Source organism: Virgibacillus sp. Bac330, from assembly GCF_003667845.1.
GTDB lineage: Bacteria > Bacillota > Bacilli > Bacillales > Amphibacillaceae > Virgibacillus > Virgibacillus chiguensis.
Window position 1 is genome coordinate 2,765,601 of the sequence record NZ_CP033048.1, and the last position, 24,305, is coordinate 2,789,905.

Below are 24,305 nucleotides of genomic sequence, written 5' to 3' on the forward strand. Positions count from 1 at the left end.
GCTTATTATATATTTATGAAATTGTTTGGTTATTTCATGGCGCTGGCTGACTAATCTTGTTCATCCAGCTAAACTACATTCAAAAACTCTCACATGCTTGCGCTTAGCAATATTTGTGAGAGTTTAGTCTAAATGTACGTCTTAATCCTTTATTTTCCACAACATTTTTTATGTTTTTTTCCGCTACCGCATGGACAAGGCTGATTTCTACCAATTTTGACAACCTTTTGACTAGGGTTAGAATGAGTCTTTCCACTTATCTTGGAATTAGATTTCGTTTCTGGCATCGGTTGAAGATGTTTTTTCTCCAATCCAAATGCTTCATCAGGAGTATGTCCTTTTAGTACCCATCCCCTTGTGTTATTCATTAAGTGGATTACTTTATCCATTACAGCTTTCACTAATTGTTCGCTATCGAACTCTAACATCTGGGATAAATAGGAAATAACCTGATTGGGACTGTCGCCAGATTTTATCGTATACGTACACTCTTCTACGATCATATCTGCATCTTCTATATCCATATCAAAGTTTTTCGTTAGAAAATGAACGAATTGCTGGTAACTAGCATTTCTTTCCACAAAACCTGGTGCTCCAGCTTCAAGGAGTTGTTTTTCTGTAAAATCATAGTAAGGAATGCTTTCTTTCAGTTGCTGTTCTCGCTTCACCTCTTTCGGTTCCAACACATCTATATGTGAAAATGAATCTGTGTCAACAGTTATTTCCGGACAATAATGTGTCGAATCTGCAATAACTTTGAAATACATTGTAACGTCAATAGGTTCTTTCATATATTTTTCTACCATCTGGATTAACCGCACCGGGTCTAATACGCCGTAATAATATAATAAGCCACGCGTTAGCTTTATCCATTTTGTATTTCGTTTTATCGTAGCTCGTACATGTAAATCATGTTTCAAAGCTAGAATAGGGTCGTACAGTTCATTTGGCAAGGCAAAAACCTTATTTCCTTCCCAAGTTCCAGTATAAATAAACCCGGTATGACGTAGATACTCCATTTCATCCATTTCTAGATCTGGAGCCATTATTTTCCCGTTATTTTCGGCGATTTTTAATAGCATATTAAAACGTTCCTTATCCCATAAAAGAACCGACGGATATAGATGATCAGGGATATTTTTCTCTAAGAGATGAACGATTTCAGCTTTCTTTAATTTGCTTGCATTTTTGATCTCTAAATATTTTCTAATACCGTCTAAATCAGCCTTTGTATATCTGTTTAAAGCGTCATGCAATGACAAAGGAAATGGGATTTTTCGCCATTGTTTCTGTGCTTGTTTTTGCATTCTCGCCATTTCTTCTTTCGTTAATTCTTCTATTATCTGCTCTACATTCTTATCATCTTTGTTCATAACATACACCTCTTCGTGTATCATTATAAATGATGTTTTGCTTGTATCCAACCAAAACAAGATAAACCCTTAGATTCTATGCTTTCTTATCTTTATACAAAAAGAAACTGTGTAACAAGAGCTTAGTACCAACCCCCCCCTCGAAAGGTTAGTGTTAAAAATCTAACTTTTGGGGGTAACTACCCTTCCAAGCTCTCTTTTTTTACACAGTTTCTCCTATTTTAACTTATGCCCACCACATATCGACAGGTGCTTCTTCTATCATGACGCTGTTTAGATTTTGAATCGCTTTTTGTAATCCTTCCTTCATCGACATCATTGGATCTTCATGTTCGATACTAACCACATAATCATATTGATAAGTCCTTAGTGCACTAATAATATTGGACCACTCCTGCACGCTATGACCAAACCCGACAGAGCGAAACGTCCATGCTCTCGTTTGTACGTTAGGATACGGTTGCATATCTGTTAAACCGTACATGTTCACATTGTCTTGGTCAATATACGTATCTTTGGCGTGGAAATGATGAATGGCATTTGCTTTTCCTAGAATTTTTATAGCAGCTACTGGGTCAATACCTTGCCACCACAAATGACTTGGGTCTAAATTAGCACCAATAGCATCATTCGTTGCTTCGCGCAATTTCAACATCGTATATGGCGTATGCACCAAAAAACCTGCATGAAGCTCCAAACCAATTTTCACACCGTGTTGTTTAGCAAACTCCCCTTGCGCTTTCCAATATGGAATCAACTTTTCTTTCCACTGCCATTGAAGTACGTCACTATATTCATTCGGCCATGGTGTAACGGGCCAATTCGGATATTTTGCTCCATCCGAATCCCCTGGCGTCCCAGAAAAGGTATTTACCACAGGTACACCCATTAAACTCGCTAATTTGACTGTTTTAACAAACGTGTCATGCGATTCTGTAGCAAAAGTCTCATCAGGTGATAGTGGATTACCATGGCAACTAAAAGCACTAATCGTAAGCCCATGTTCGTGTACTTTGTCCAAGTATTCTTTACGCTTTGTTTCACTTTCCAACAGCTTATCTAAATTACAATGCGCATTACCAGGATAACCACCTGTACCGATTTCCACAGCTTTCAACCCTGCCTCTTGCACATATCGTAACATTTCTTCAAACGATTTATTCGATAGTAGTACCGTAAATACGCCCAGTTTCACAAAATTCTCCTCCTTTAGATAATATGGCTAATTATTGTATTTGCGTCCATTGCTTCGTTTCACTCGATGCAAGCGCAGCGAGAATAATATGAAGTGATTTCATACCTTCTTCTCCATTAATGAGCGGTTCTTTATTTTCCACAATGGAAGTGATGAAATGATCAATAACATGTGTCGTTGTTTGTCCACCAGCATCATTTGACTGAATCTTACCAAGCTGATAGTTCACTGTATCCCCGTTCGAATACTGTACAATTAGTCCATAGCTCGGATCATCTTCTATTCGTAATACAGCTTTCTTTCCATAAATAACCGTAGAATTATCTTCCGTTGCGTTGTACGCCCAACTTGCGGTTAATGTTCCAATTACTCCACTAGCTGATTTCAAAATACAGACAGCATTGTCATCGACAGTTGCATTTTCTTTCGCATTCGTTTCGACCATCGCTGACACTTCGGTAAATTCCTCACCTAATAGATAGCGAAGCAAGTCTGCTTTATGCACGCCTAGATCTCCCATCGCACCGATAAATGCTTCCTCTTTTTTGAAAAACCAGCTTTCTGCTCCGTCTACGCTCCATCCTTCTGGTCCACCATGCCCAAATGTCGTACGAAAACTATAAATTTCACCTAGTTCTCCCCTTTCAATCAGCTCTTTCGCTTTTACATGCGAGGCAACAAAGCGCTGATTATGCGCGATCATTAATTTTTTTTGTTTCGTTTTAGCAGCTTGAATCATATTTTCTGCTTCTTGTTGGGATGTTGCCATTGGTTTCTCACAAAGGACATGACAATCAGCTTGTATTGCGTCAATACTCACTGGTGCATGTAAATAGTTTGGCAAGCAAACACTAACTGCATCTATTTGCTCATTTTTTAACAAATCAAGATAATCGGTATATGCCGTAGCACCATATTTTGCTGCCATTTCTTTTGCTCTCGTTTCAACAATATCGCAAACTGCAACAATATGAACCTGATTGTGCGCATCATATTCTACCAAATGTCTATGCTTAGCAATGCTCCCACATCCTATAACGGCTACACGTATTTTTTCCATAATTTCCACTCCTTGCTTTCGTTCTCAAGCGTTATTTTTTTGTAATCCTTTCAAGCGATGTCGCATTTCCATACGTCGGTGTTGGCGTGTTAGTAGGGCCAACCCACTTCACTCCATTTTTAATTACGGTTTGAATTTCTTTATTATAGTAGGTCGGGTATGTTTCATGGCCAGGTCGGAAATAAAAAATTTTCCCTTTTCCACGCTGATACGTTGCTCCACTTCTAAATACTTCGCCACCTTCGAACCAACTTAAAAAAATTAATTCATCAGGTGCAGGAATATCAAAATGCTCTCCGTACATTTCTTCCCTTTCTAATTCAATATACTCACCTAACCCTGCAGTAATTGGATGGCTTGGATCCACAATCCATAAGCGCTCTTTATCATCAGCTTCACGCCACTTCAAATCACATGTTGTCCCCATTAACTTTCTAAAGATTTTAGAAAAATGCGCAGAGTGTAAGACAACTAATCCCATTCCATCCAGCACTCGTTGATGAACGCTCTCAACAATACGATCTTCCACTTCATCATGTGCTTGATGCCCCCACCAGATAAGAACATCGGTTTGCTTTAAAACTTCTTCTGTCAGTCCATGCTCCGGCTCATCTAAGGTAGCTGTCTTTACTGCAAGCCCGTCTTCTTTTAAGAAGGTAGCAATTGCGCCGTGAATACCTTCTGGATAAATATTAGCTACAACTGAATTTGTCTTTTCGTGACGATTTTCGTTCCAAACTACAACTTGCATGTTATTTCCTCCCTCAATAAATTAGGTTTTCTTTAAAAATGCTTTATTGCCTGCTATTTTCTTCTCCTTGTATAGAAAAACTTAGGTTGTCGCCAAGTCTTATGGCGAATAGCGTAGTTTTTCTTATACTATAAACTTTTAACTTTTATATTTTCCTATAATAGAACAAAGGCGTAAGCGCCCGTTTAGCAACGTAGCGAGTGGAACGAATCAACGAAAGTTTTAGGAGTCACGGTGAGGAACGAACCGATGATGACTTATCGTAAAGTTGCCTAGTTGCTGGGCGCTGGAGCCGGACGTGACTACTTCGTTGAATCCGTATGCCAAAGCAACAAATTTTTATTCGAAAACTACGCGCTCTTTCTTTTTTCCTGACTCATAAATAGCAGCAATCATTTTTTGTGTTTTTAATGCTTCTTTGCCAGTAATATCTGGTGTTTGATCATCGCGAATAGAATCATAGAAATTATTAATTTGCTTTACATGACTAACGCCCCAATAGCCCTTCGCTCCAGAATCATAATGAAATGTCTCAAGTGGATTATGATCGGCAATAAATTCTCTACCATCATTGAGTTGAACATTTGCTTTATCAGCTATCATTTTCGCAAACCCATTTTCACAATGCAGTTCAATTTCAACCGGAGCATCGTAGGAGTAATAGTTTATAGCATGAAAAGCAGTAACTACTCCATTTTGATAAGCAATAACCCCTTCTGCAGCATCTTCCACTTCAATTATCTCATGTGCTCGATTACTAATATTGGCGTCTACGTACTTTATTTCACTATTTACAAACCAACGCATAAGATCCATCGTATGGATGGCTTGATCAATAATAACGCCTCCGCCTTCCATTTCCCACGTCCCTTTCCAATCACTATTCTGATAGTAAGCATCAGAGCGATCCCAAGTAACAGATAGTTTACCAGACTTAATAGCTCCTAATTCTCCATTCATTAACATTTCTTTAATTAAACGCGAACCTGGATTATAACGGTTTTGAAAAATTACACCTAGAGTTACATTGTTATCTTCTGCAGCCTCAACCATGGCAACAGCATCTGCATAGCTAATCGACATCGGTTTTTCTGTTAAAATATGAATTTTCCGCTTAGCAGCTTCTATTGCCACAGGGGCATGTAAATGATGAGGCAAACATATATGAATGACATCCAAATCTTCTAATTGGAACATTTCTAAGTAATTGGCATAAGCTGCACAATCGTGTTTTGCAGCTTTCGCTTCCACTTTGTCTTCTTTTATATCACAAACAGCAACTATTTTTGCATCGTCTCTACCCAATACGGATTGCGCATGCATGGGAAAAATATTTCCACAGCCGATGATGCCTACACGTAAATGTTTCAACTCAATCTCTCCTCGTATATTATGTTTAGGCGTTATTTTTCCGCCTATTTTATTCTAACTAATTTATAAAAATTGTATCTGCTAGTGCTACCGTTACTTTCCACTGCAGGCGGACGCTTTCCTCAGGGCATGGCTTGAGCCTCCTCACTCGCAAAAAACGCTCGTTGCGGGGTCTCAAGTCTCATGCTTTTCCCGCTGGAGTCGCCGCCTTCCGTTCCAAGTAACTTGGTTTGGACAAACTCATGAATTAGTAAAGACCTAAGATAATATGTCAAATGTCTTGGACGTTCCGTGATGTTCCTAGATAATGGTCTTAGGGTCATTTGGGACAATTCACGAAGCGAAGATCGCCAAATATGCAGGACTCTATTGGCGTAAACACCAATCTGGTCGCTTTACAGCTGACGACACATCGTTATCGAATAATGGAAATCAGTATCTCCGTTATTACCTCGTTGAAGCCGCCAACTTGGTAAGAAGGCATGTTCCTGAATACAAAGAGTATTACGCGAAAAAGTTCGATGAAGTACCAAAGCATCAACACAAAAGAGCCCTCGTCTTAACTGCAAGAAAACTAGTGCGTTTGGTGGATGCGCTACTACGCAAAAACCAAATTTACACGCCACAAAGGAGCGTCAATACATGAAGCATAATTAGCTTCTAATCCTTTGAGTAATTTGCAGTATTTTACACATATTTACTGGAGTCGGTTTAGTGTTGCCTTTTTTAAGCAAATTGTACCTCGATAACTAAAAAACTATTTATTTTTACTTGACATACTACCGCAGGTCTTTATAAATCCGTTTTCAAAATAACTAATATGCCTTTTTTGCTTTATAAATATATGATAGGTGGTTAACTCATATCTATATATATCTTAACGTAACTGTCATAATGAAGATATAAACGATATAATAGAAACATATACTATTTTGCTACGAAATGGGTGATATCATGATACAAATTGGATATTGTGGCTATGCCTATCATACAAACGGTTACTTTGCCACGCATAAAAATGGTTATGACTCGTATTTATTTCGCCTACAAACAGAAGGTGTCAGCCAGGCTGTCATTAAAGATAAAAAGATCCATTTAGAAAAAGGAGATATTATTTTTGTTGCTCCAGGTGAGTATTACCAATTACAGATTGAAGGTGGTCAAGCAAGTGGTGATTATCACATATTTTTTTCTGGGGAATGGGTAGATCAATGGTGGAATCGTTTTAATAAACCAACTACTATAAAAATTGACTTAACAGATAAAATTGTTTCTTTGTGGAGATATTTAATAGCAGAAAAACGCAGACCCCTTTCTGATAAAAATGATGAACTAATGGGGTACTTATTCCGCAGCCTATGTTTATTAATCGAAAGAGCTATTAAAGATCAGGCAGCTCACTGCAGACCGTTTGTCGTCACAAAAATGATGCGCTATATTGAAGAAAACGCTACAACTGGTTTTACTGTTGATGATGTCGCTAACCATGCTATGTTAAGCGTCTCTCGCTCTGTGCATTTATTTAAGCAGTACACTAATAAGACGATAATTGAATATGCACAAGAAATACGGCTAGCTGCTGCTATAGATCAAATGAAGTATACAAATATGACATTGGAACATATAGCTGAAAACTGTGGATTCGGAGCATATCCGTATTTCCACCGTGTTTTTAAAAAAGTGTATGGCGTATCTCCTGGTATTTATCGAAAAACGAGTTGAATTGCTAATTTAACATGAAACTGCTTGAGCAAACAACAAATGTAGACTTAAATGTCTAACAAGAGCAATTATGAAGTTGACTTACATACGAACAAATCAATTTAGGTAAAAAGAAAGGAGGAATATAGTGGTTTTTAAGTCGAAGATGGATGTATGGATGGCAATTCCCATATGGGCTTTAATTGTTATGTTTTGCCGAATGTTATACGTAGCAATCGTCCAAGTAAGTATAATTGGCATGATTTTAGCACTCATCGTTATTTGTTTTATTGGAGCAATTTGGTTTCACACGCGATATATCATAAAACACGAACTATTAATTATACGATGTGGATGGATGAAACAAACAATAAATATAAAAGATATTAGATCAATTAGAAAAACTACGAACCCTTTTGTAGCTCCATCACTTTCTATCCGTAGAATTGAAATTAGTTACAATCAATATAAAACAGCACAAATTTCACCTAAAGAGGAAAGTGCATTTATAAAGCAATTAAAAGAAATTCATTTGAATATTGAATACAGAAAATAAGGATAGAGCAAAATATAACTTAGTTTCGACTCGTTAAGAAAAAAATAAATACACATGTATTTAAACAGGGAGATACCTTGAGAGGAATCTCCCTGTTTGTCCGTCAAGCAACTGCGTGTTGCCTATAAATGCACAATCAAATATTAAGCATGGGCACTTGTTAAACTATATCACACTTTTCAACTAAATTTTAGAACATAATATAATATTATTAAAGAATACTATTTGAAAAAAATGAGTGAATATTGTACACTTTACATCGTATATATAGAAATAATCGTAATTATAGATATAATGGAGGAATAGGATGAATAAAGTATTAAAGTTAAATAAATATTGGACAGACATTTATTATCATTTACATTTTTCTCATAAAGATAAAATAACTCACCAGGCTATAAGGATACTACAGCATATTGAAAAAAATAAAGGAATCGGAATTGGGGAAGTAGCTACCTTTCTAAATGTTTCTCATAACACAGCCTCGGAAAATGTTAAAAGAATAATTCAAAAAGGTTATCTTAAAAAGCAAAGGGATTCATTAGATGAAAGGAAAGTAACACTTTGCTTGACAGAAACTGGGGAAGAAGTTCTTTATCGCAACACTAGTCTGGATGAATTGAAATTAATAAAGCCCCTTCGCTGATTAAAATGAAATAAGGTTGGACATACTGAAAACTATCAAAATAAAATGTTAGGTGGTTTTCATATGTTAATAGAAATTAAGGATATTGAAAATGTGTTCCATATTCCAGAACCTTGGTATATCCATGTCTGTATATTTGATGAAATAAAGCAACAGCTAGATGTCTATTTAAAAGTAGATAGAGATGCTTTATTTTCATGTTCGGAGTGCGGGGCTAAAAATCAACGTTTTTTTGATATTGCTGATTACAACCGGACATGGCGTCATTTAAACTTTTTAGAATACCCATGCTATATTCATGCAGAACACCCACGTACAGATTGTGAAAACTGCGGAAAAAAGCGTCGTGTTTCTATCCCTTGGGCTATAAAACCACGAGCTTCTTTTACAAAGCTATTTGATGCGTGGATTATGATGCTTGTTAAAGACATGCCAATGAATGCAGTAAGTCGCTTAGTGGGGGAGCACGATACACGTTTATGGCGAATATTACATCATTATGTAGATCAAGCTATGGCTCATCAAGACCTTTCTCATGTTACTAAGATTAATACGGATGAAACGTCATCAAAGCGCGGGCACCAATATATTACTATATTTGTGGACTCAGATAAAAAGAATGTCATTCATGTTGCCAAAGGAAAAGATGCTGCTACATGGAAAACGTGTAAAGAACGCCTAGAAGAACAAGGTGGTCATGCGAAAAATATAACAGAAGTCTGCATGGATATGTCACCTGCTTTTATTAAAGGCGCCTCTGACTATTTTCCGGAAGCCTCTATCACTTTTGATAAATTTCATGTGATTCAAGAGGCTAACAAAGCTGTAGACGAAGTTCGTCGCAACGAGCGTAAGACATGTGCTGAGCTCAAAAATACCCGTTATGCTTGGTTGAAAAATGAAGAAAATTTAACGAAGAAACAAAAAGCCATGCTGGATAAACTGAAAGATACAGAATTAGATACTGCCAAAGCTTATCGTATGCGACTTTGTTTGCAAGAAATTTATCAATACCCTGCTCCCATCGCTCCTATGGTATTGGAAGACTGGATACAATGGGGATTACGATCTCGACTAGAACCAATGATAAAGCTGGCAAAGACGTTAAAAAAGCATTTTGATGGTGTAGTTCAATGGTTTCAATCGCAATTAAATAATGGTATTTTAGAGGGTATTAACAGCTTGTTCCAGACGGCTAAACGAAAGGCAAGAGGGTACCGGTCTGATAAAAATATTGTAGCTATGGTGTATCTTCTTGCTGGGAAACTAGACTTTTCCATCAAATAAAAAGAACAGGTATCAGTATGGAGTCATGTGTCGCTCGCAACCAAACCCGTTCCCTTGTCCAATACTTAGGATACCACCTAGAAAGAAAATTATACATCGAATAAGATGTTGCTTAATTGGACTTGTATCAGGTGGTGATTGTGGAGCGAAGCAATTAAATCCGTTCCCTTGTCCGGTTTTGATTTGGTTTTTTCATAGATTTTATAGAAGCTATTAAACTGTGTTTTATGCTATTTCATCGTATTTAGCGAAGAGCCTTAAAAAAAGTGTTAAATTGTCTTAGTTCAAAAGAAAGAGAAATAATAGAGCTGGGGTTTAAAACATTAAGTGAGGGTGTTAAAAAGTGTACGTAATCATGAAGGTAATAATTTCTGCAATAGTTATAGGAATAGTAACTGAAGTAGCTAGAAGGTTTCCAACATACGGCGGTGTAGTAGCTGCGTTACCATTAGTAAGTTTGTTAAGTATAATCTGGCTATATCTTCAAGGAGAACAAAATCACACATTAAGTAAGTTTGCATTAGGCGTGTTGTGGGGATTCCCTGCAACAGCCATATTACTATTAATTGTATACTTTTTACTTAAGAACTCAACTCCACTGTTTATATCAATTGGGGTGGGCATGTTTGTTTGGTTAATATGTTTATTCTTGCAAGATTATTTATTAAAGACATTAAAATTATCGTTTTTCAGCTAAAGTCAGTACAATCTATTCATCTATAAAAAGAAATTGTATTATCTCTGTAAATAACTAGCTATCTTACGTCCTCAAAGAAGGAACAGAGTTTCACATTCTAGAAGATGGACGCAAAATCATGGATTACTGCCTTCAACCAACTTTAGAAGGGCAAGTAAAAAACACAGCAAAACCCATCCATTGTGACTGCATACCCTCTACATTTTCCGTACCAAAAATATCCCCTTGAAGAATTTTATCTTCAGAGGGGATAATTAACTAAAAAGGAACTAAACTTATGGTGAAATATTTCCATGTACTTATCAATTTCAGTTATTTATTTTCAATTTATTGTTCATAAAGAAATATTCCCATGTTTCTTTTCAGGTCTTTTTTCCTGCTTATTTTCTAGCATCTCTAAAGACTGTAATAACTTTATACGTGTTTCTCTCGGATCGATAACTGTATCAACCATTCCAAGACCAGCAGCAATATAAGGATTTGTAAACTTTTTACGAAACATGTCAATTTTCTCTCTTCTCGTTTGAGACGGGTGCTCGCTCATGCTAATTTCCTTTTGATAAATGATATTCGCTGCTCCTTCAGGTCCCATGACAGCAATTTCAGCATTAGGCCATGCATATACTAAATCTGCACCAATTGATTTGCTGTTTAAAGCTACATATGCACCTCCATATGCTTTTCTCATAATGACAGTAATTTTTGGAACCGTAGCTTCTGAATACGCGTATAGAATTTTAGCACCATGTCTAATGATACCGCCATATTCTTGTTTGATTCCAGGAAGGAAACCTGTAACATCTTCTAAAGTAATAACCGGGATATTAAAACAATCACAAAAGCGAATAAACCGACTGGCTTTGTCTGAAGAATCGATATCTAATCCACCTGCCATATATTTGGGCTGATTACATACAAGACCAATGCTTCTACCTCCTATACGAGCAAACCCTACTACTATATTTTTAGCAAATCCAGCATGAATTTCAAAAAAACTGCTTTCATCGACTACCTCTTTAATCACTTTTTTGACATCATAGGGTCTTATAGAATCAAATGGCACGATATCTGCTAAAGCAGGTCTCTCTTCATTAATCATCATTTCATAAGGATATGTCGTTGGAAATTCAGTATAATTTGAGGGTAAATAATTTAATAATTCTTTGACCATATCTAATGCTTCTTTTTCTGTCTTAGCCTGCATATGAGCACTGCCACTTTTCGAATTGTGGACATGTGCTCCTCCTAATTCTTCTACTGATATATTCTCTCCAGTTACAGCTTCTATCACCTTTGGACCGGTAATAAACATTTGAGAGCTTTTCTCCACCATGACGACAAAATCGGTGAGAGCTGGTGAATAGACAGCTCCACCAGCACTAGGGCCCATAATAACAGAAATTTGTGGAATGACACCAGAATATATAACGTTTCGGTAAAATACTTGTCCGTATCCATCCAATGAAGAAACACCTTCTTGGATACGTGCACCACCAGAATCATTTAAACCAATAAAAGGAACTTTATTCTTAGCTGCTAAATCCATTACTTTAGCAATTTTCAGACCATGCACTTCCCCCAACGTTCCACCATAAACAGTGAAATCCTGGGCGAATAAATATACTTTTTTCCCATTTATTTTTCCAAACCCAGTCACTACCCCTTCGCCATTGTACATATCCTCATCATAAGAAAAAGATCTGCTTTTCATGAAAGGATTCAATTCTACAAACGTCTCTTTATCTAGTAAATAGTCAATTCTCTCACGGGCCGTCATCTTCCCTTTAATATGTTGTTTGTCTATTCGTTCTTCACCACCACCAAGTTCCACTTGGTGGCGTTTATCGTATAATTCATTAATTTTATCGATAATACTCATCTTTATTCATCCTCCCTCAATCATCCAAAATATCTTCCATATGCTCTTGATTTCTTATAATTTCTCATTTAGGGGGGGAGCGGTTAGAAGTGAGGTACATTTTCCATACCACACTTCTACTGTTTACGATGATATAAATCAACAAAAACTCCCTTGTGCTTTGAGATGAATAAAGGATGTAAGACTATTCATTGTGGCCATTGTTTGCTATCTGTTAATTGGTTAATATCACCTTTCTATACCTTTTTCATCCTCTTATTACTGCTGTCATCCACTTAACCCAATATGGTAAACAACTTCCATTTTTTAATAAAGAGAATCTCCAATTAGCAAGGGTTCATACCTCACTAATTGTTGAGTTTCACACTAGTTTCACACTAAATAGCGAAGAGCCACTTTTTAGTGTTTTGTAGCTTCAAACGTAATAATTTGCGAGGCTTTCGTTGGATATTGATTATATATATAGTCTGAAGAAATCACTATCGATGTAAATCCTATTTTTTCTAATATTAAACGAAATTCTTCCACTCCGTACCACTTTAATGGAAATATTTCAAGTTCAGAATCCATTAGCTTTCCTTGTCTCCATTTTTCATAGCGATTATGATAGACAGCAAATTGATTGATTTGGTCAATTTTAACCAATGTTTCCTCTAACATAATTGTATCTCCTTGTGGATTGGTAAATCCTCGTTTTGATACAAAACCTTCTTTGGTGTTTTCCGGTAGAAAAATATCTAAAATTAATCTTCCATTTTTCTCTAAGTGTTCATAAAAACATTTTAAAGAGCTAATTGCCTCTTCTAATTGATGCAAAAGTAAAAATGAACCCGTTGGTACAATAATAGCCTCATACTTTTGATTAATAGTGAAATTGGACATATCTTGTTTATAACAGCTAGTATGAATACCTCTTTCATTGCAATTTTTGTTGAATAATTCCAACATATTATTTGAAGAATCTATCCCCTCTATATCTAAACCGTTTTCTAGTAAAGGAATTAATATACGTCCATTTCCGACTGCAGGCTCTAAAACCTTCCCTTCTATTCCTTTTAATCGATCTTGGTAGTACTCCAAATCACCGAAAGATTTACCAATGTACTTATCAATTTCATAAACCTCCGAGGATAATTTTCCGTATATACTATTCATTCTTATATCCACTCCTTCACCATACTCAAAAAATTTAATTAACTGTAAATTTACCACTAGTAATTTGATGTCATTCGTCCACAATTACTTCCTTTGAAACGCTACCAGCTTTACATTGGATGCGGCCAATTTATGATTTAACGAAGAGGAAAGTGCTGAATTTTTTATTGGCTTTAGAATTAAACTGGCAATAAAATCAAAATTGTTTTATTAACATCATAAAACATAACTCGAAAAGTTATTTCTATCTCTTGCTTGTTTTCACACCCCAAAAATTGGGAGTTATGCTGACTTATTATATTTATCTTTCTTACCCTTTCGAAGCTTTCCTTTCTACTGATCAAGGGATTCTATAAAAAAGTAAGTTTAATTTTTAGACGATATAGCTTGTTGTTTTTGATATTTCTTTTCTTTTAATTGATCTCTTTTTTCTCTTCTATCCTTTATAGTAGAATGTTTTTGATCTTGATTATATTCTAGACGACGATTGGTACGTTTTAAATCTTTTGGAACGAGATTAAATTCTGATTCATTAATCAATGATGATATTCCTATTTTCGACTGATATGCTTCCATATCAGGATAAATTGTTTTAAAATAATCATCTGCTTGCCCGGATACATAATTATTCGGCTCTGGATATGTGGTAATAACACCTTCAAAATTTCGAAGTACTACCTTATCAGCGCTTTGGGAAATAATATAATTAGGTTGGACAACAATTTTACCACCACCACCTGGAGCATCAACGACAAATTTAGGTACTGCATAACCTGACGTATGTCCTTGCAACCCTTCTATTATCTCTAATCCTTTTGAGATAGGCGCTCTAAAATGCCCAATTCCTTCGGATAAATCACATTGATAAATATAGTATGGACGTACTCGCATTTTAACCAGATCGTGATTCAACTTTTTCATAATCGGAACACTGTCATTAATACCTGCCAAAATTACCGCTTGGTTTCCTACTGGAACACCCGCGTTAACAAGCATTTCACATGCGCGCTTAGATTCCTCCGTTATTTCTATGGAGCTATTAAAATGAGTATTGAGCCAGATTGGATGGTACTTCTTTAAAATCTCACATAATTCATTCGTAATTCGTTGCGGGAATACTACTGGTGCTCTGGTACCAATACGTATAATTTCTACATGTTTGATAGCTCTGAGATTTTTTATTATATATTCCAATACAGTATCATTAATTAGTAACCCGTCTCCTCCTGATATGAGCACATCGCGAACTTCAGGTGTTTGTCTAATATATTCTATTGCATTATCAAGCAAGTTTTTGGCAATCCCCATTCCAATTTGACCTGAAAAACGCCGTCTTGTACAATACCTACAATACATAGAGCATTGATTAGTTACTAAGAATAATACTCGATCAGGATATCGGTGTGTTATACCGGGAACTGGAGAATCTTCGTCTTCATCTAAAGGATCTTCTAAATCATATTTTGTTTTATAAATCTCTTCAGAAATCGGAACAGATTGCATACGAATCGGACATCGTGGATTATCTGGATTCATTAAAGATGCAAAATATGGTGTAATATTAAGTGGTATAGTCTTAATTGAAATCTTAACCCCCGCTTCTTCTTCTGGGGTTAAATTAATTACTTTTTTGAGATCCTCCAAGGTTTTAATTGTATTTCTTAACTGCCACAGCCAATCATTCCATTGTTCCTCTGTAACATCTTTCCACAGTTCAATATCTTTCCAATTTCTAGCCGGCTTGTATAAATCTGCGTTATTAAACATTTTAAATCCCCTCCGTTTTTGTATTATGCATGCTATTTATAGCTAAACTCCTAAACTATTTTATTTTCAATATTTATCATAATAGTCAACAAAGTTTCCTTTAATAGATCAGCCGGCTCAGTACTTTCACTTATAAAAAAATGGCCTCCATTAAAATATCGATAACAAAAATCTCCTTGAATTTCCTCACGCCACTTATAAATCTCTCGTTCATGAACAGCCTTGTCATATTTCCCTAGCCATAATTCGAATGGAAAAGATGATTTTACTACGCCATCTAAAGTAAATGTATCCAATAAGTGAAAGTCATTTCCAGTAATATTAATAATGGAATGCAATAAAGAATCATCCACATCTACTGGTATTCCTCCTAAAGCTTCTATATCCATTTTCACACTATCTCTTGATCTTACAATGAATGGTTTTTCAGGATGTATCGCATATTCAAGAACTGTTTGAGGAGATTTAGCTGCTGAGATGATAACTCTTTCAATATAATTCTGTTTCTTACTTAAACTACCAGTTATAGCATATGAAAAAAGTCCTCCTAAACTATGTCCAAGAAATACGGTTGGCCTGTCCATACAATCTATTACTTTAGGAAGAAAATATGCCATAGCCTCTGAAAAATCAGCAACAAAATTTTGATTCGCCGATATTCCCCTCCCAGGCAGCTCAAAAAGATAGGTCTCAACATCCTTAGGTAAAGTTCTCACTAAAGGTATAAAGGATAAAGCGGAACCCCCAGCGTGATGAAAACACATTAATTTTACTTTTGCTTTTTTGTTTGGATTAAATATGATATAGCCTTCACGTTGTTCCATCTTCACGTGTTATTACCACCTAATATATACATAGCTTCATCTATTGATACATCACCCTGTTTAACTTTTTCCAATAAGTCTATCTTATTGACAGACTCTGTTTGACCATTGGTTGAAGAATTATTATCAATTCGATGCGATAATTGTTCAACAAATCTATCTATCGTTGGGTATCGAAACAAATCTCCAATTACAAATTCATAATCAGGTAATCTCTGCTGCAGCTGGTTAAATAGTTTTAATACAATGAGAGAATGACCTCCTTGATCAAAAAATGTTTTATTCGTAAATACTTTTCTACCTAATACCATTTCCCACTCATTCCTTACAATGTCTTCTATCTCATTAGATACAACCGAAACAACCTTTTGTGATTGATGAACTATTTTTTCTGATTCCTCCATGAGTAGTGGACGGTCAATTTTCCCATTGGAATTGCGTGGGAGACGATGAAGTAGCACAATAAAACGAGGAATCGCATAATAAGGGATTCTCTTACTAATCTTTTCTCGAATCACATCTTCAGAATCCTTTGTCCCACTTAGAAAAACTACTAATTCCTTCTCCCCCTCCATCGATGAATATGTGACAAAACATTCCATACCTGTCTCCAAACTTAGGAAAGCATTTTCTATTTCTCCTAATTCCACTCTAAATCCACGTATCTTAACTTGTTGATCTTCCCTTCCATAAAACTCGATCATTCCATTTGTATTTAAACGCACGTTATCTCCGGTCATAAAATACTTTATATGGTTATGTTCATAAATCTTTGACGTATCCATACTATTCATAGTTACATATCCATTCATAACTTGATCACCACCAATATGTAACTCCCCTATCATCCCTGGTGCTACTGAATTTCCTGTTTCATCTACAATTCGCAATAATGTCCCTGGCAAAGGCTGACCAATTGGACACATACCTGAAACGGACAATTGGTCCATATTATCATTGCAGTGGTAGACAACAGATTCAATTGTACATTCACTCAATCCATATCCATTATAAAAATCCACACCTTTCCAAAGCATGTTACAAATCTCATTTTTCTCTTCGAGACGAAAAACATCAGATCCTACTACTATCGTTTTCAAATGTTCTAGTATCTGATTTTTATCATACAAATACTTTATGAATTCCCTGATTAAGTGAGGTGTTGACTCAACAAAAGATATTTTATATTCTTTAGAAAGAACATATAAATAATCCATATCCACTCTTCTATTCTCATCACATACGATTAGTGAACCTCCAGTGGACCATGCCTTAAGTAAATCACCCAAATAAACATCGGAAGTCCAGCTTCCGAGTTGTAGAATATGTTGGTTCTCTTTAAAACAATAGAATTTTTTCCAACTTTCGATAATTTGAAAAACACCTTTTATTCCTAAGGAGACAAGTTTTGGTTTGCCTGTACTCCCAGAAGTGGAGATAAAATATGCTAAGTCCTCTTCCTTAAATGCATAGGAATTTAATTCCAATTGATTCTGACATACATTGTCTTTTAAAAGCCCTTTCATTTCCTCTAGGTTTAAAATAATTTTGGGATTTAATACTTTTATTATTTGATCATTTCTTGTTTTTGGCACGCGTCTATCTAAATTGCACCACCTAGCACCAATTCTCCAGCAAGCGAACATACCGATTGCAACTTCAATACCTTTTTCTCCATTCAGGGCAACTGTGTCCCCACTTTTAACATCTTGTTGTGATAAATAATTAGACACCTGTTCTATATAGGTTCTTACTTGCTTATAAGATAACTCCGTTTTTCCATCAGACAGTGCTAATTCATCACTCGACCAATCGACCATAGAATCAATGGAATAGTTAATTTGATTTATCGGTAATTCATTTTCTAAGCAGATTTTCAATTTTTCATTTTCCAAGGTAGTTAAATTCAATTCTTTTATCAATTTATCTCCATAAACTTCTATTTCTTCAAATATGTGTTCTAATGATTCCATAAGCTCTAGTAAATCTTGTTTCTGATATTTACTAGCATCCCAACCTAATCTCCATTCACCGTTATCACGGTTTAAGCTGATGGTTAAAGACAAAGGATCAGAACTCGTTCCTTTTTGATGAACTAGTTCAGCGTCTTCAAAGTGTAAGCCACCTTGATAATTTTGGAATATAACAGAAGACTTAAACAGTTCGGTATCTCCTGGTAAATTGCTTAGTTGCAAAAGCTTAGAATACGGAACCCCGCTATACTCCGATACATCTTGAATCGTATCCATAGTATTTAAGAAATACTCTTTGATAGAGATATCAGGTTTCAGATCTAGCTTTACTGGTAACGTATTAATTAGCATTCCGTTCATTTCATGCGACTCTCTTAATTGATACGGCCTTAAAGCAAATGTAGAACCAACAAAAAGTTGGTTCGTTAATTGATATCTATTAAGTAATAAGCCCCAAATAGACATCACAATACTCGATACAGTAACTTTATTTTGAACGCTGTACGAATGAATATTTCTGCAAGCCTTTTGACTTAATTTTCTATCAAAAATTTCGAATTTTTCTTCCTTACTTTCAGAAGAGGAACACTCAAAAGATAGCCGCTCTGCCGCTTTTGCTTCACGTAATACATTCAACCAATAGGCTTCACTCTGTTCTTTATAATCCGATTGCTCCATAAATTCGATGTATGCTTCAACATCAGGCCGTTCCTTTAACATGTAGTAGTCGTGATTTAAAACATTAAAAAAGTCATCTAAAATTTGCGACATAGACCATCCATCAACAAGAATATGATGATGTAGCCAAACTAATAAGTGCTTGCCATCCTTCCAATGTTCAACCATATACAATTTTTGTAATGTATCTAAGGATGATTGTTGAAAAGTTTGTAATTCATGATTCAACCAATTTTCAAAGCTTCCACATGCTCTAATTAACTGTTCATAATGAATTGTAGTAATAGATGCCACACAAGTGCTATCAATAACTTGCATAGGTTCAGAACCATTATTCCAATCTATCTTCGTTCTTAAAGCAGGATTTGCCTTTATTACTTTTGTCCATGAATTAGTTACATCATCTTCCGTATGATAACTTGGAATCTCATAGGAAACAACTTGCCAATAGGCCTCAGAAGAAGGATTCTTTAAGTTCTCCATTAACATAACAGTCTGTAAAGGAGTAAGTGGAAGCTTCTTTATGTTCTGATTCATTCTATCAACCTACCTTTATTTATTTTAGAATAGCAGTTAACTCTAATATAGTTGGATATTTAAGGAAATCCCTAGGAGTAAGGTTAACTCCTTCTGCACGTAATTTTGAAACAATTTGTAAAGATTTAATAGAATCTCCTCCTAGCTCAAAGAAGTTATCACCCAAACCAACTCTATTGATTTTTAAGACATCACTCCATACCTTTACAATGGATTTCTGAAGTTCTGTCTTGGCTTCAATAAAATTAGATTCCACTTTCTTATTTAGATATTCATACGCCATTTCACCTAATCGTTTTCTATCTCTTTTCCCGTTTTGTGTAATAGGTAGATCAGATAATTCAATAAATGCTGATGGAATGTACGATACAGGGAGATTATTCGATACCTGCTTTTTCACTTCAATATCGGTAGCTTCATGTTCATTTACAGAGGTGTAGAAGCAAACTAATTGTTTTCCCCTCATCCCTTCAGCTAAAACGACTGTGGCATCTTTCACGTTTTCCAAATTCATTACACATCTTTCAATTTCTTCCGTTTCGATACGAATTCCATTCACCTTCACTTGATCATCTTTTCTTCCAAGAAAGTCGATACTTCCATTACTCGTAATCCTTACTAAATCACCTGTTTTATAGAAGCGTTGTGAATCTTTTATAATGAAAGACTTCTGTGTTTCATTCTCATCTTTAAAATATCCTAACGCCAAAGATGGTCCACCAATTAATAATTCTCCAGGATAACCTATTGGTACTGGATTTTCATCCTCATCGATAACTTGTAAAGAAACATATGGAAGAGGTTTGCCAATATTGTAGTTTCCATTACTGACTTCCTGTACAGTAACTTCAATACCTGTTTCAGTAGGTCCGTATAAATTAAAAATGTTTGTATTGGGCAAGATTTCTTGTATCTTTTTGGCTAGTTGTTTCGACAATGCTTCACCGCTTAAATGCAAGTATTTTAATGAGAGTGTATCCGTACTTAATCCTTCAAAATAATCTAACACTCGTTGAAAAACAGTTGGGACAAAATGACAATAATTTATCGATTTATTTTTAATAAATGCATATATTTTCTCAGGATCCTTATGCAAATCATTTGCTCCGATAACTAAAGTAGCACCAACAGAGAGTGTATAAAATATTTCCCATATTGATACGTCAAATGTATAAGGCGTTTTAAATAAAATTCGATTACTCGGCTTCAAGTGTTGTTGATTTTTTTGCCATAACACTCGAAGACTGGCCCCTAGGTGAGGACATAACACCCCTTTTGGGTTTCCAGTCGAGCCTGATGTGAACATCAAATAAGCTGGATCTTTTGTTTTAATGTGTTCCATTTTGAATATAGGTAGTTGATGACATGTTTCCATATCAATTGTATAGATTAGTTCCCATCTTCCCGTGCTTATATAATCAACTTTTTTGTTAGATATTAAAACTCGAGGTTCTATTCTGTTTAATATATTTTTTATTCTTTCTTTTGGATGCTCCACATCTAAAGGAACATAGATTGCACCTATTTTTAAAATTCCTAAAATAACAGCAAGCAGTTCCTTATTTCGCGTCATGAAAACAGGAACATAATCCCCCTTTCTGATACCTTTGGAATGTAGTAATGAAGCAAATCGGTTTGCATGTTGATTTAATTCTCCATATGTAAATGCACTTGTATGATCTTCAACAGCAATATAGTCTTTATGCTTTGCGACAGAATCCTCGAATAATTGGTGTAGTGGTTTACTTTCTTTCATCAAATTGTAATACTCCTGTGCCTCTATGACAGATGTCTTCTTAAAAGCACTCTGCCACTGTTGGTCAGGGTAACGCACAAGAGAATCCATTAGGTTAAAATAGCTATCCGTTAATAATTTAATTTCTGATGTGTCAAAGTTGGCATATGAGAATTCAACATGCCCCGCTATTTCTTCATCTTGCACATGAAAAAAACCGCTAATTGGGAATCTAGCTCCACCTGTATCTTGCTCAATGAACTCTGCTCGTTTATTTCCTAACTCTACATCTAAATGGATTTTTTCACTAAATGTATTATTAACGATATCAAATTGCTTCCTATTTTCTGTTAGTGAAGCAATATCAACAATGGAAAAATCCCCATGTTCCATATGTTCCTGCATCAATTCATTTACTTCAGTTAATATATCGATGAATGTTTTTTCTTTTGAAATAGTAATTGTAACCGGTATTAAATTAACAAACATCCCTACCTTGGAAAAGTCAATATCTCCCCTACCATGATAAGGAATTCCAATTGTGATGGTTTCTTGTCTAAAGTATTTTGTTAGATTGATAGCCCAACCCGTTAATAAAATAATAAACTTACTTATTTTATGCTTTTTCGCCAATTGATCTATTGATTTGCCGACACTTAATCTACTTTTACATTCGTATATTTCCCCTTTAGCTAATAAAGATTCGGCATTTTCCTTCATTGATACTTGCGCTAAATGAAAATGGCCTGCCTTTTCTTTCCAATATGTTGACAGTTGTTCTTCACTTGAAGCTATATACTCGGTACTATATATGTTCTCTTTTGTACTAGTATTTAAGCTTCTATCGTTATATGCAGTAGAAATGTCACGTAATATTTTTTGTAAAGACAATCCATCGCATACAATATGATGCGTAGCTAGTACAAAAACAGTCTCATCATTATTTGTTTGAATTAATGCACCTCTAATGAGCAAATCTTTCTCCAAATCAAAGTTCGTATTGTAAATGGAATTAGCATGAATTAGTGCCTCTTCTTTGGAATCAACTTTCATTTGATAGAACCATTCCGTAGTATCAAATTTTCTTTGATATTTTCTCTCAATTTCGCCTCTTGCATTTTCCCGAAATATAGTAGAAAACGTTGGTTCACGTTCGATAATAGTAACAATTATTTCCGACAATAAAGGAATATCTATCGTATCTTTCAGATGAAAAGTGGCTCCAATATTATAAAAAGTGTTATTCTCATTTGTTTTCCATAAATACCATAATCCTTTTTTCATGCTTGTTACTCGAATCCATTCATCTCTATTTATGACTGGAGATTCCTTACGTTGCCCATCTAATGTATTTTGCAAAGGTTTCCTAATTTGATGATATACATTTATTGGTGTTCTAACCTTTTGAATAAAATGAGGGGTACATTTCACCCTAAACAAATTTGACAAGGTTGCAGCTATTCGAGCAGCGTCCATCGAATTTCCGCCCATCTCAAATATATCTGTATTAGGATAACATTGAATTTGTAGGACATCAGAGTAAACCTTTGTAATTTGAGTCATCACGCTATCATTAACATCTTCCAAATAAGTGTTGTTTTTCAATTTTTGCTTGTTTTGTAAATGTTCTTCATGTAAAACAGTTAAAATTCTTCTGTCTATTTTCCCGTTATCCGTTAACGGGACTTGATCATGATATAGTATTTGTATTGGGACTAAACTTTTTGTAAGCTTTCTCCTTATGTATGCTTTTATTTCTTCTTCTACAAATATCGAATTCTTCTCTAGTACAACAGAAGCTACAATCAATTTCTTTGAATGAAATTCTATTGGTAACACAATAGCATGTAAAACTTTTGCATGTGTTTGTAATACTTTTTCAATCTCACCTAACTCAATTCTAACCCCATTAATATTTACCTGAAAATCTTTCCTTCCATGAAAATAAAAATTTCCATCTTTACCTTTACTGACAATGTCGCCTGTATTATAGGCTCTGATTAATTCCCCTCTAACCTTTATTTTTCTGAACTTTTTATCAGTTTCTATTTTAGTGTTCAAGTATCCCCTTGCTAATGCAACGCCAGAAAGCCAAAGTGTTCCTTGTTCTCCAACTTCTGAAATTTCATTCCCGTGTTCATCTAGAATAAAACAATCCATATAAGGTAGTGGCTTTCCAATATGAGGAAATTCATTACCTCCGTCTCTCTTTGGTTGAATGGTACCAGATGTGCTGACAACAGTTGCTTCACTTGGCCCATAATTATTAACTAAATTAAACGGAACACTATCTAATGGAAATTTTGTTAATTTATCTCCCCCTACTAGCATGTATTTCAATGTAGTTTCGTGATTTTTCCAAGGCAAATCTAACAATCTTTCAGCAATAGGAGTAGAAACAAAAGAATGTGTTACCTTATGTATTTCCCATTCTTTTTGTAATTCATTTGGAAGTAATCTTTGTGCATCTGATGTAATATGAATGGAAGCTTTTGCACCAATAGCACTCCATATTTCCCATATAGACGCATCAAATCCCGGGGAAGCTGTTAATGACACAATTGAATCGGAGCCTACATGGAAGGTTTTAGTATGCCATTCAATTAGTTTCATTAAGGACTTCCATTCTACAATTACACCCTTAGGTTTACCCGTTGTCCCTGAAGTAAAGACAATATATGCAGCTGCATTTAATGAAAAATTTTCATTCCCACTTAATTGAAATGCAGCCGATCCATCTAACATTTCTAATTCATCGTCCAAATAAATAATTCTGCTCTTATCATTCAAGGATTGATTGGTATGGACCAAGATCACATTAGGATTCGTTTCTTCAATAATTGTATGTAGCCGATCCTCAGGTGTATCTGGATCGATGGATACAATTACTCCTCCTGCTAAAAATGTCGCATAGTGTGCAACAAACAGCGCAGGTGATCTCCTCAACATGATTAGCACCTTTTGCTCTTTTTTATGTTCTATTCCTTGCTCTCTAAAAAGTATTGCAAGCTGAAATGCTTTTTTCTCTAAATCTTTTAATAAATATTTCGTTTTATTAAACCATAAGCATTGTTTCTCATAATAATTTTGCTCCACTTTTACCATTTCTTCACAAAACAT

15 protein-coding genes and 2 pseudogenes are annotated in these 24,305 nt (G+C 35.3%); 6 read left to right on the forward strand and 11 right to left on the reverse strand.

The annotated features are described in order from the left end of the window. Nucleotides 1–149: 149 nt before the first annotated feature. The 5 genes from D9780_RS12805 to D9780_RS12825 all read right to left on the reverse strand — a co-directional run bounded on the left by D9780_RS12805 (nucleotide 150) and on the right by D9780_RS12825 (nucleotide 5,750). Nucleotides 150–1,373: a YecA family protein gene (locus D9780_RS12805; RefSeq protein ID WP_121640365.1), complete on the reverse strand. Its 1,224-nt coding sequence runs from the start codon at nucleotides 1,371–1,373 to the stop codon at nucleotides 150–152. Between the two features lie 226 nt (nucleotides 1,374–1,599). Continuing rightward, nucleotides 1,600–2,568, reverse strand: a complete 969-nt coding sequence (locus D9780_RS12810; protein ID WP_121640366.1) for a sugar phosphate isomerase/epimerase family protein — start codon at nucleotides 2,566–2,568, stop codon at nucleotides 1,600–1,602. A 31-nt stretch (nucleotides 2,569–2,599) separates the two neighbouring features. Beyond that, nucleotides 2,600–3,628: a Gfo/Idh/MocA family protein gene (locus tag D9780_RS12815; RefSeq protein ID WP_121640367.1), complete on the reverse strand. Its 1,029-nt coding sequence runs from the start codon at nucleotides 3,626–3,628 to the stop codon at nucleotides 2,600–2,602. A 31-nt stretch (nucleotides 3,629–3,659) separates the two neighbouring features. Further along, nucleotides 3,660–4,379 carry a ThuA domain-containing protein gene (locus D9780_RS12820; protein WP_121640368.1) on the reverse strand — a complete coding sequence of 240 codons (720 nt, stop codon included), beginning with the start codon at nucleotides 4,377–4,379 and terminating at the stop codon, nucleotides 3,660–3,662. A 339-nt stretch (nucleotides 4,380–4,718) separates the two neighbouring features. Beyond that, a complete protein-coding gene (locus tag D9780_RS12825) occupies nucleotides 4,719–5,750 on the reverse strand; it encodes a Gfo/Idh/MocA family protein (protein ID WP_116279237.1) in 1,032 nt (343 codons plus the stop codon). 337 nt (nucleotides 5,751–6,087) lie between these two features. On the opposite strand from D9780_RS12825, the pseudogene D9780_RS12830 reads away from it, so the two are divergent. The 6 genes and pseudogenes from D9780_RS12830 to D9780_RS12855 form a co-directional block, all read left to right on the forward strand. Further along, nucleotides 6,088–6,396: pseudogene (locus tag D9780_RS12830) on the forward strand (transposase); the annotation flags it as partial. A gap of 308 nt (nucleotides 6,397–6,704) precedes the next feature. Next, nucleotides 6,705–7,472, forward strand: a complete 768-nt coding sequence (locus D9780_RS12835; RefSeq protein ID WP_240458688.1) for an AraC family transcriptional regulator — start codon at nucleotides 6,705–6,707, stop codon at nucleotides 7,470–7,472. Nucleotides 7,473–7,599: 127 nt separating this feature from the next. Further along, nucleotides 7,600–8,007: a PH domain-containing protein gene (locus D9780_RS12840; RefSeq protein WP_121640370.1), complete on the forward strand. Its 408-nt coding sequence runs from the start codon at nucleotides 7,600–7,602 to the stop codon at nucleotides 8,005–8,007. Nucleotides 8,008–8,314: 307 nt separating this feature from the next. Then, nucleotides 8,315–8,647 (forward strand): annotated as a pseudogene (locus D9780_RS12845) (MarR family winged helix-turn-helix transcriptional regulator); the annotation flags it as partial. Between the two features lie 69 nt (nucleotides 8,648–8,716). Beyond that, nucleotides 8,717–9,940 (forward strand): ISL3 family transposase, encoded by a 1,224-nt coding sequence (locus tag D9780_RS12850; protein WP_121638963.1) that lies wholly within the window; start codon nucleotides 8,717–8,719, stop codon nucleotides 9,938–9,940. Nucleotides 9,941–10,283: 343 nt separating this feature from the next. Then, the gene (locus D9780_RS12855; RefSeq protein ID WP_116279544.1) at nucleotides 10,284–10,637 is read left to right on the forward strand and encodes a DUF3147 family protein; all 354 of its coding nucleotides are present in this window, start codon (nucleotides 10,284–10,286) and stop codon (nucleotides 10,635–10,637) included. A 334-nt stretch (nucleotides 10,638–10,971) separates the two neighbouring features. Here the strand turns inward: D9780_RS12855 and D9780_RS12860 are convergent, their stop codons facing one another. From D9780_RS12860 to D9780_RS12885, 6 genes are all read right to left on the reverse strand, one after another. Beyond that, the gene (locus D9780_RS12860; protein ID WP_121640372.1) at nucleotides 10,972–12,516 is read right to left on the reverse strand and encodes an acyl-CoA carboxylase subunit beta; all 1,545 of its coding nucleotides are present in this window, start codon (nucleotides 12,514–12,516) and stop codon (nucleotides 10,972–10,974) included. A gap of 399 nt (nucleotides 12,517–12,915) precedes the next feature. Further along, on the reverse strand, nucleotides 12,916–13,671 hold the full coding sequence (locus D9780_RS12865) for a methyltransferase domain-containing protein (RefSeq protein ID WP_121641498.1): 756 nt from the start codon (nucleotides 13,669–13,671) through the stop codon (nucleotides 12,916–12,918). A gap of 366 nt (nucleotides 13,672–14,037) precedes the next feature. Beyond that, entirely contained in the window at nucleotides 14,038–15,438 is a 1,401-nt protein-coding gene (gene ablA, locus D9780_RS12870) for a lysine 2,3-aminomutase (RefSeq protein ID WP_121640373.1), read from the reverse strand. Nucleotides 15,439–15,488: 50 nt separating this feature from the next. Further along, a complete protein-coding gene (locus D9780_RS12875) occupies nucleotides 15,489–16,262 on the reverse strand; it encodes a thioesterase II family protein (RefSeq protein WP_121641499.1) in 774 nt (257 codons plus the stop codon). 2 nt (nucleotides 16,263–16,264) lie between these two features. Continuing rightward, nucleotides 16,265–19,450 (reverse strand): condensation domain-containing protein, encoded by a 3,186-nt coding sequence (locus D9780_RS12880; protein ID WP_121640374.1) that lies wholly within the window; start codon nucleotides 19,448–19,450, stop codon nucleotides 16,265–16,267. Nucleotides 19,451–19,469: 19 nt separating this feature from the next. After that, nucleotides 19,470–24,305, reverse strand: a complete 4,836-nt coding sequence (locus tag D9780_RS12885) for a non-ribosomal peptide synthetase (RefSeq protein WP_121640375.1) — start codon at nucleotides 24,303–24,305, stop codon at nucleotides 19,470–19,472.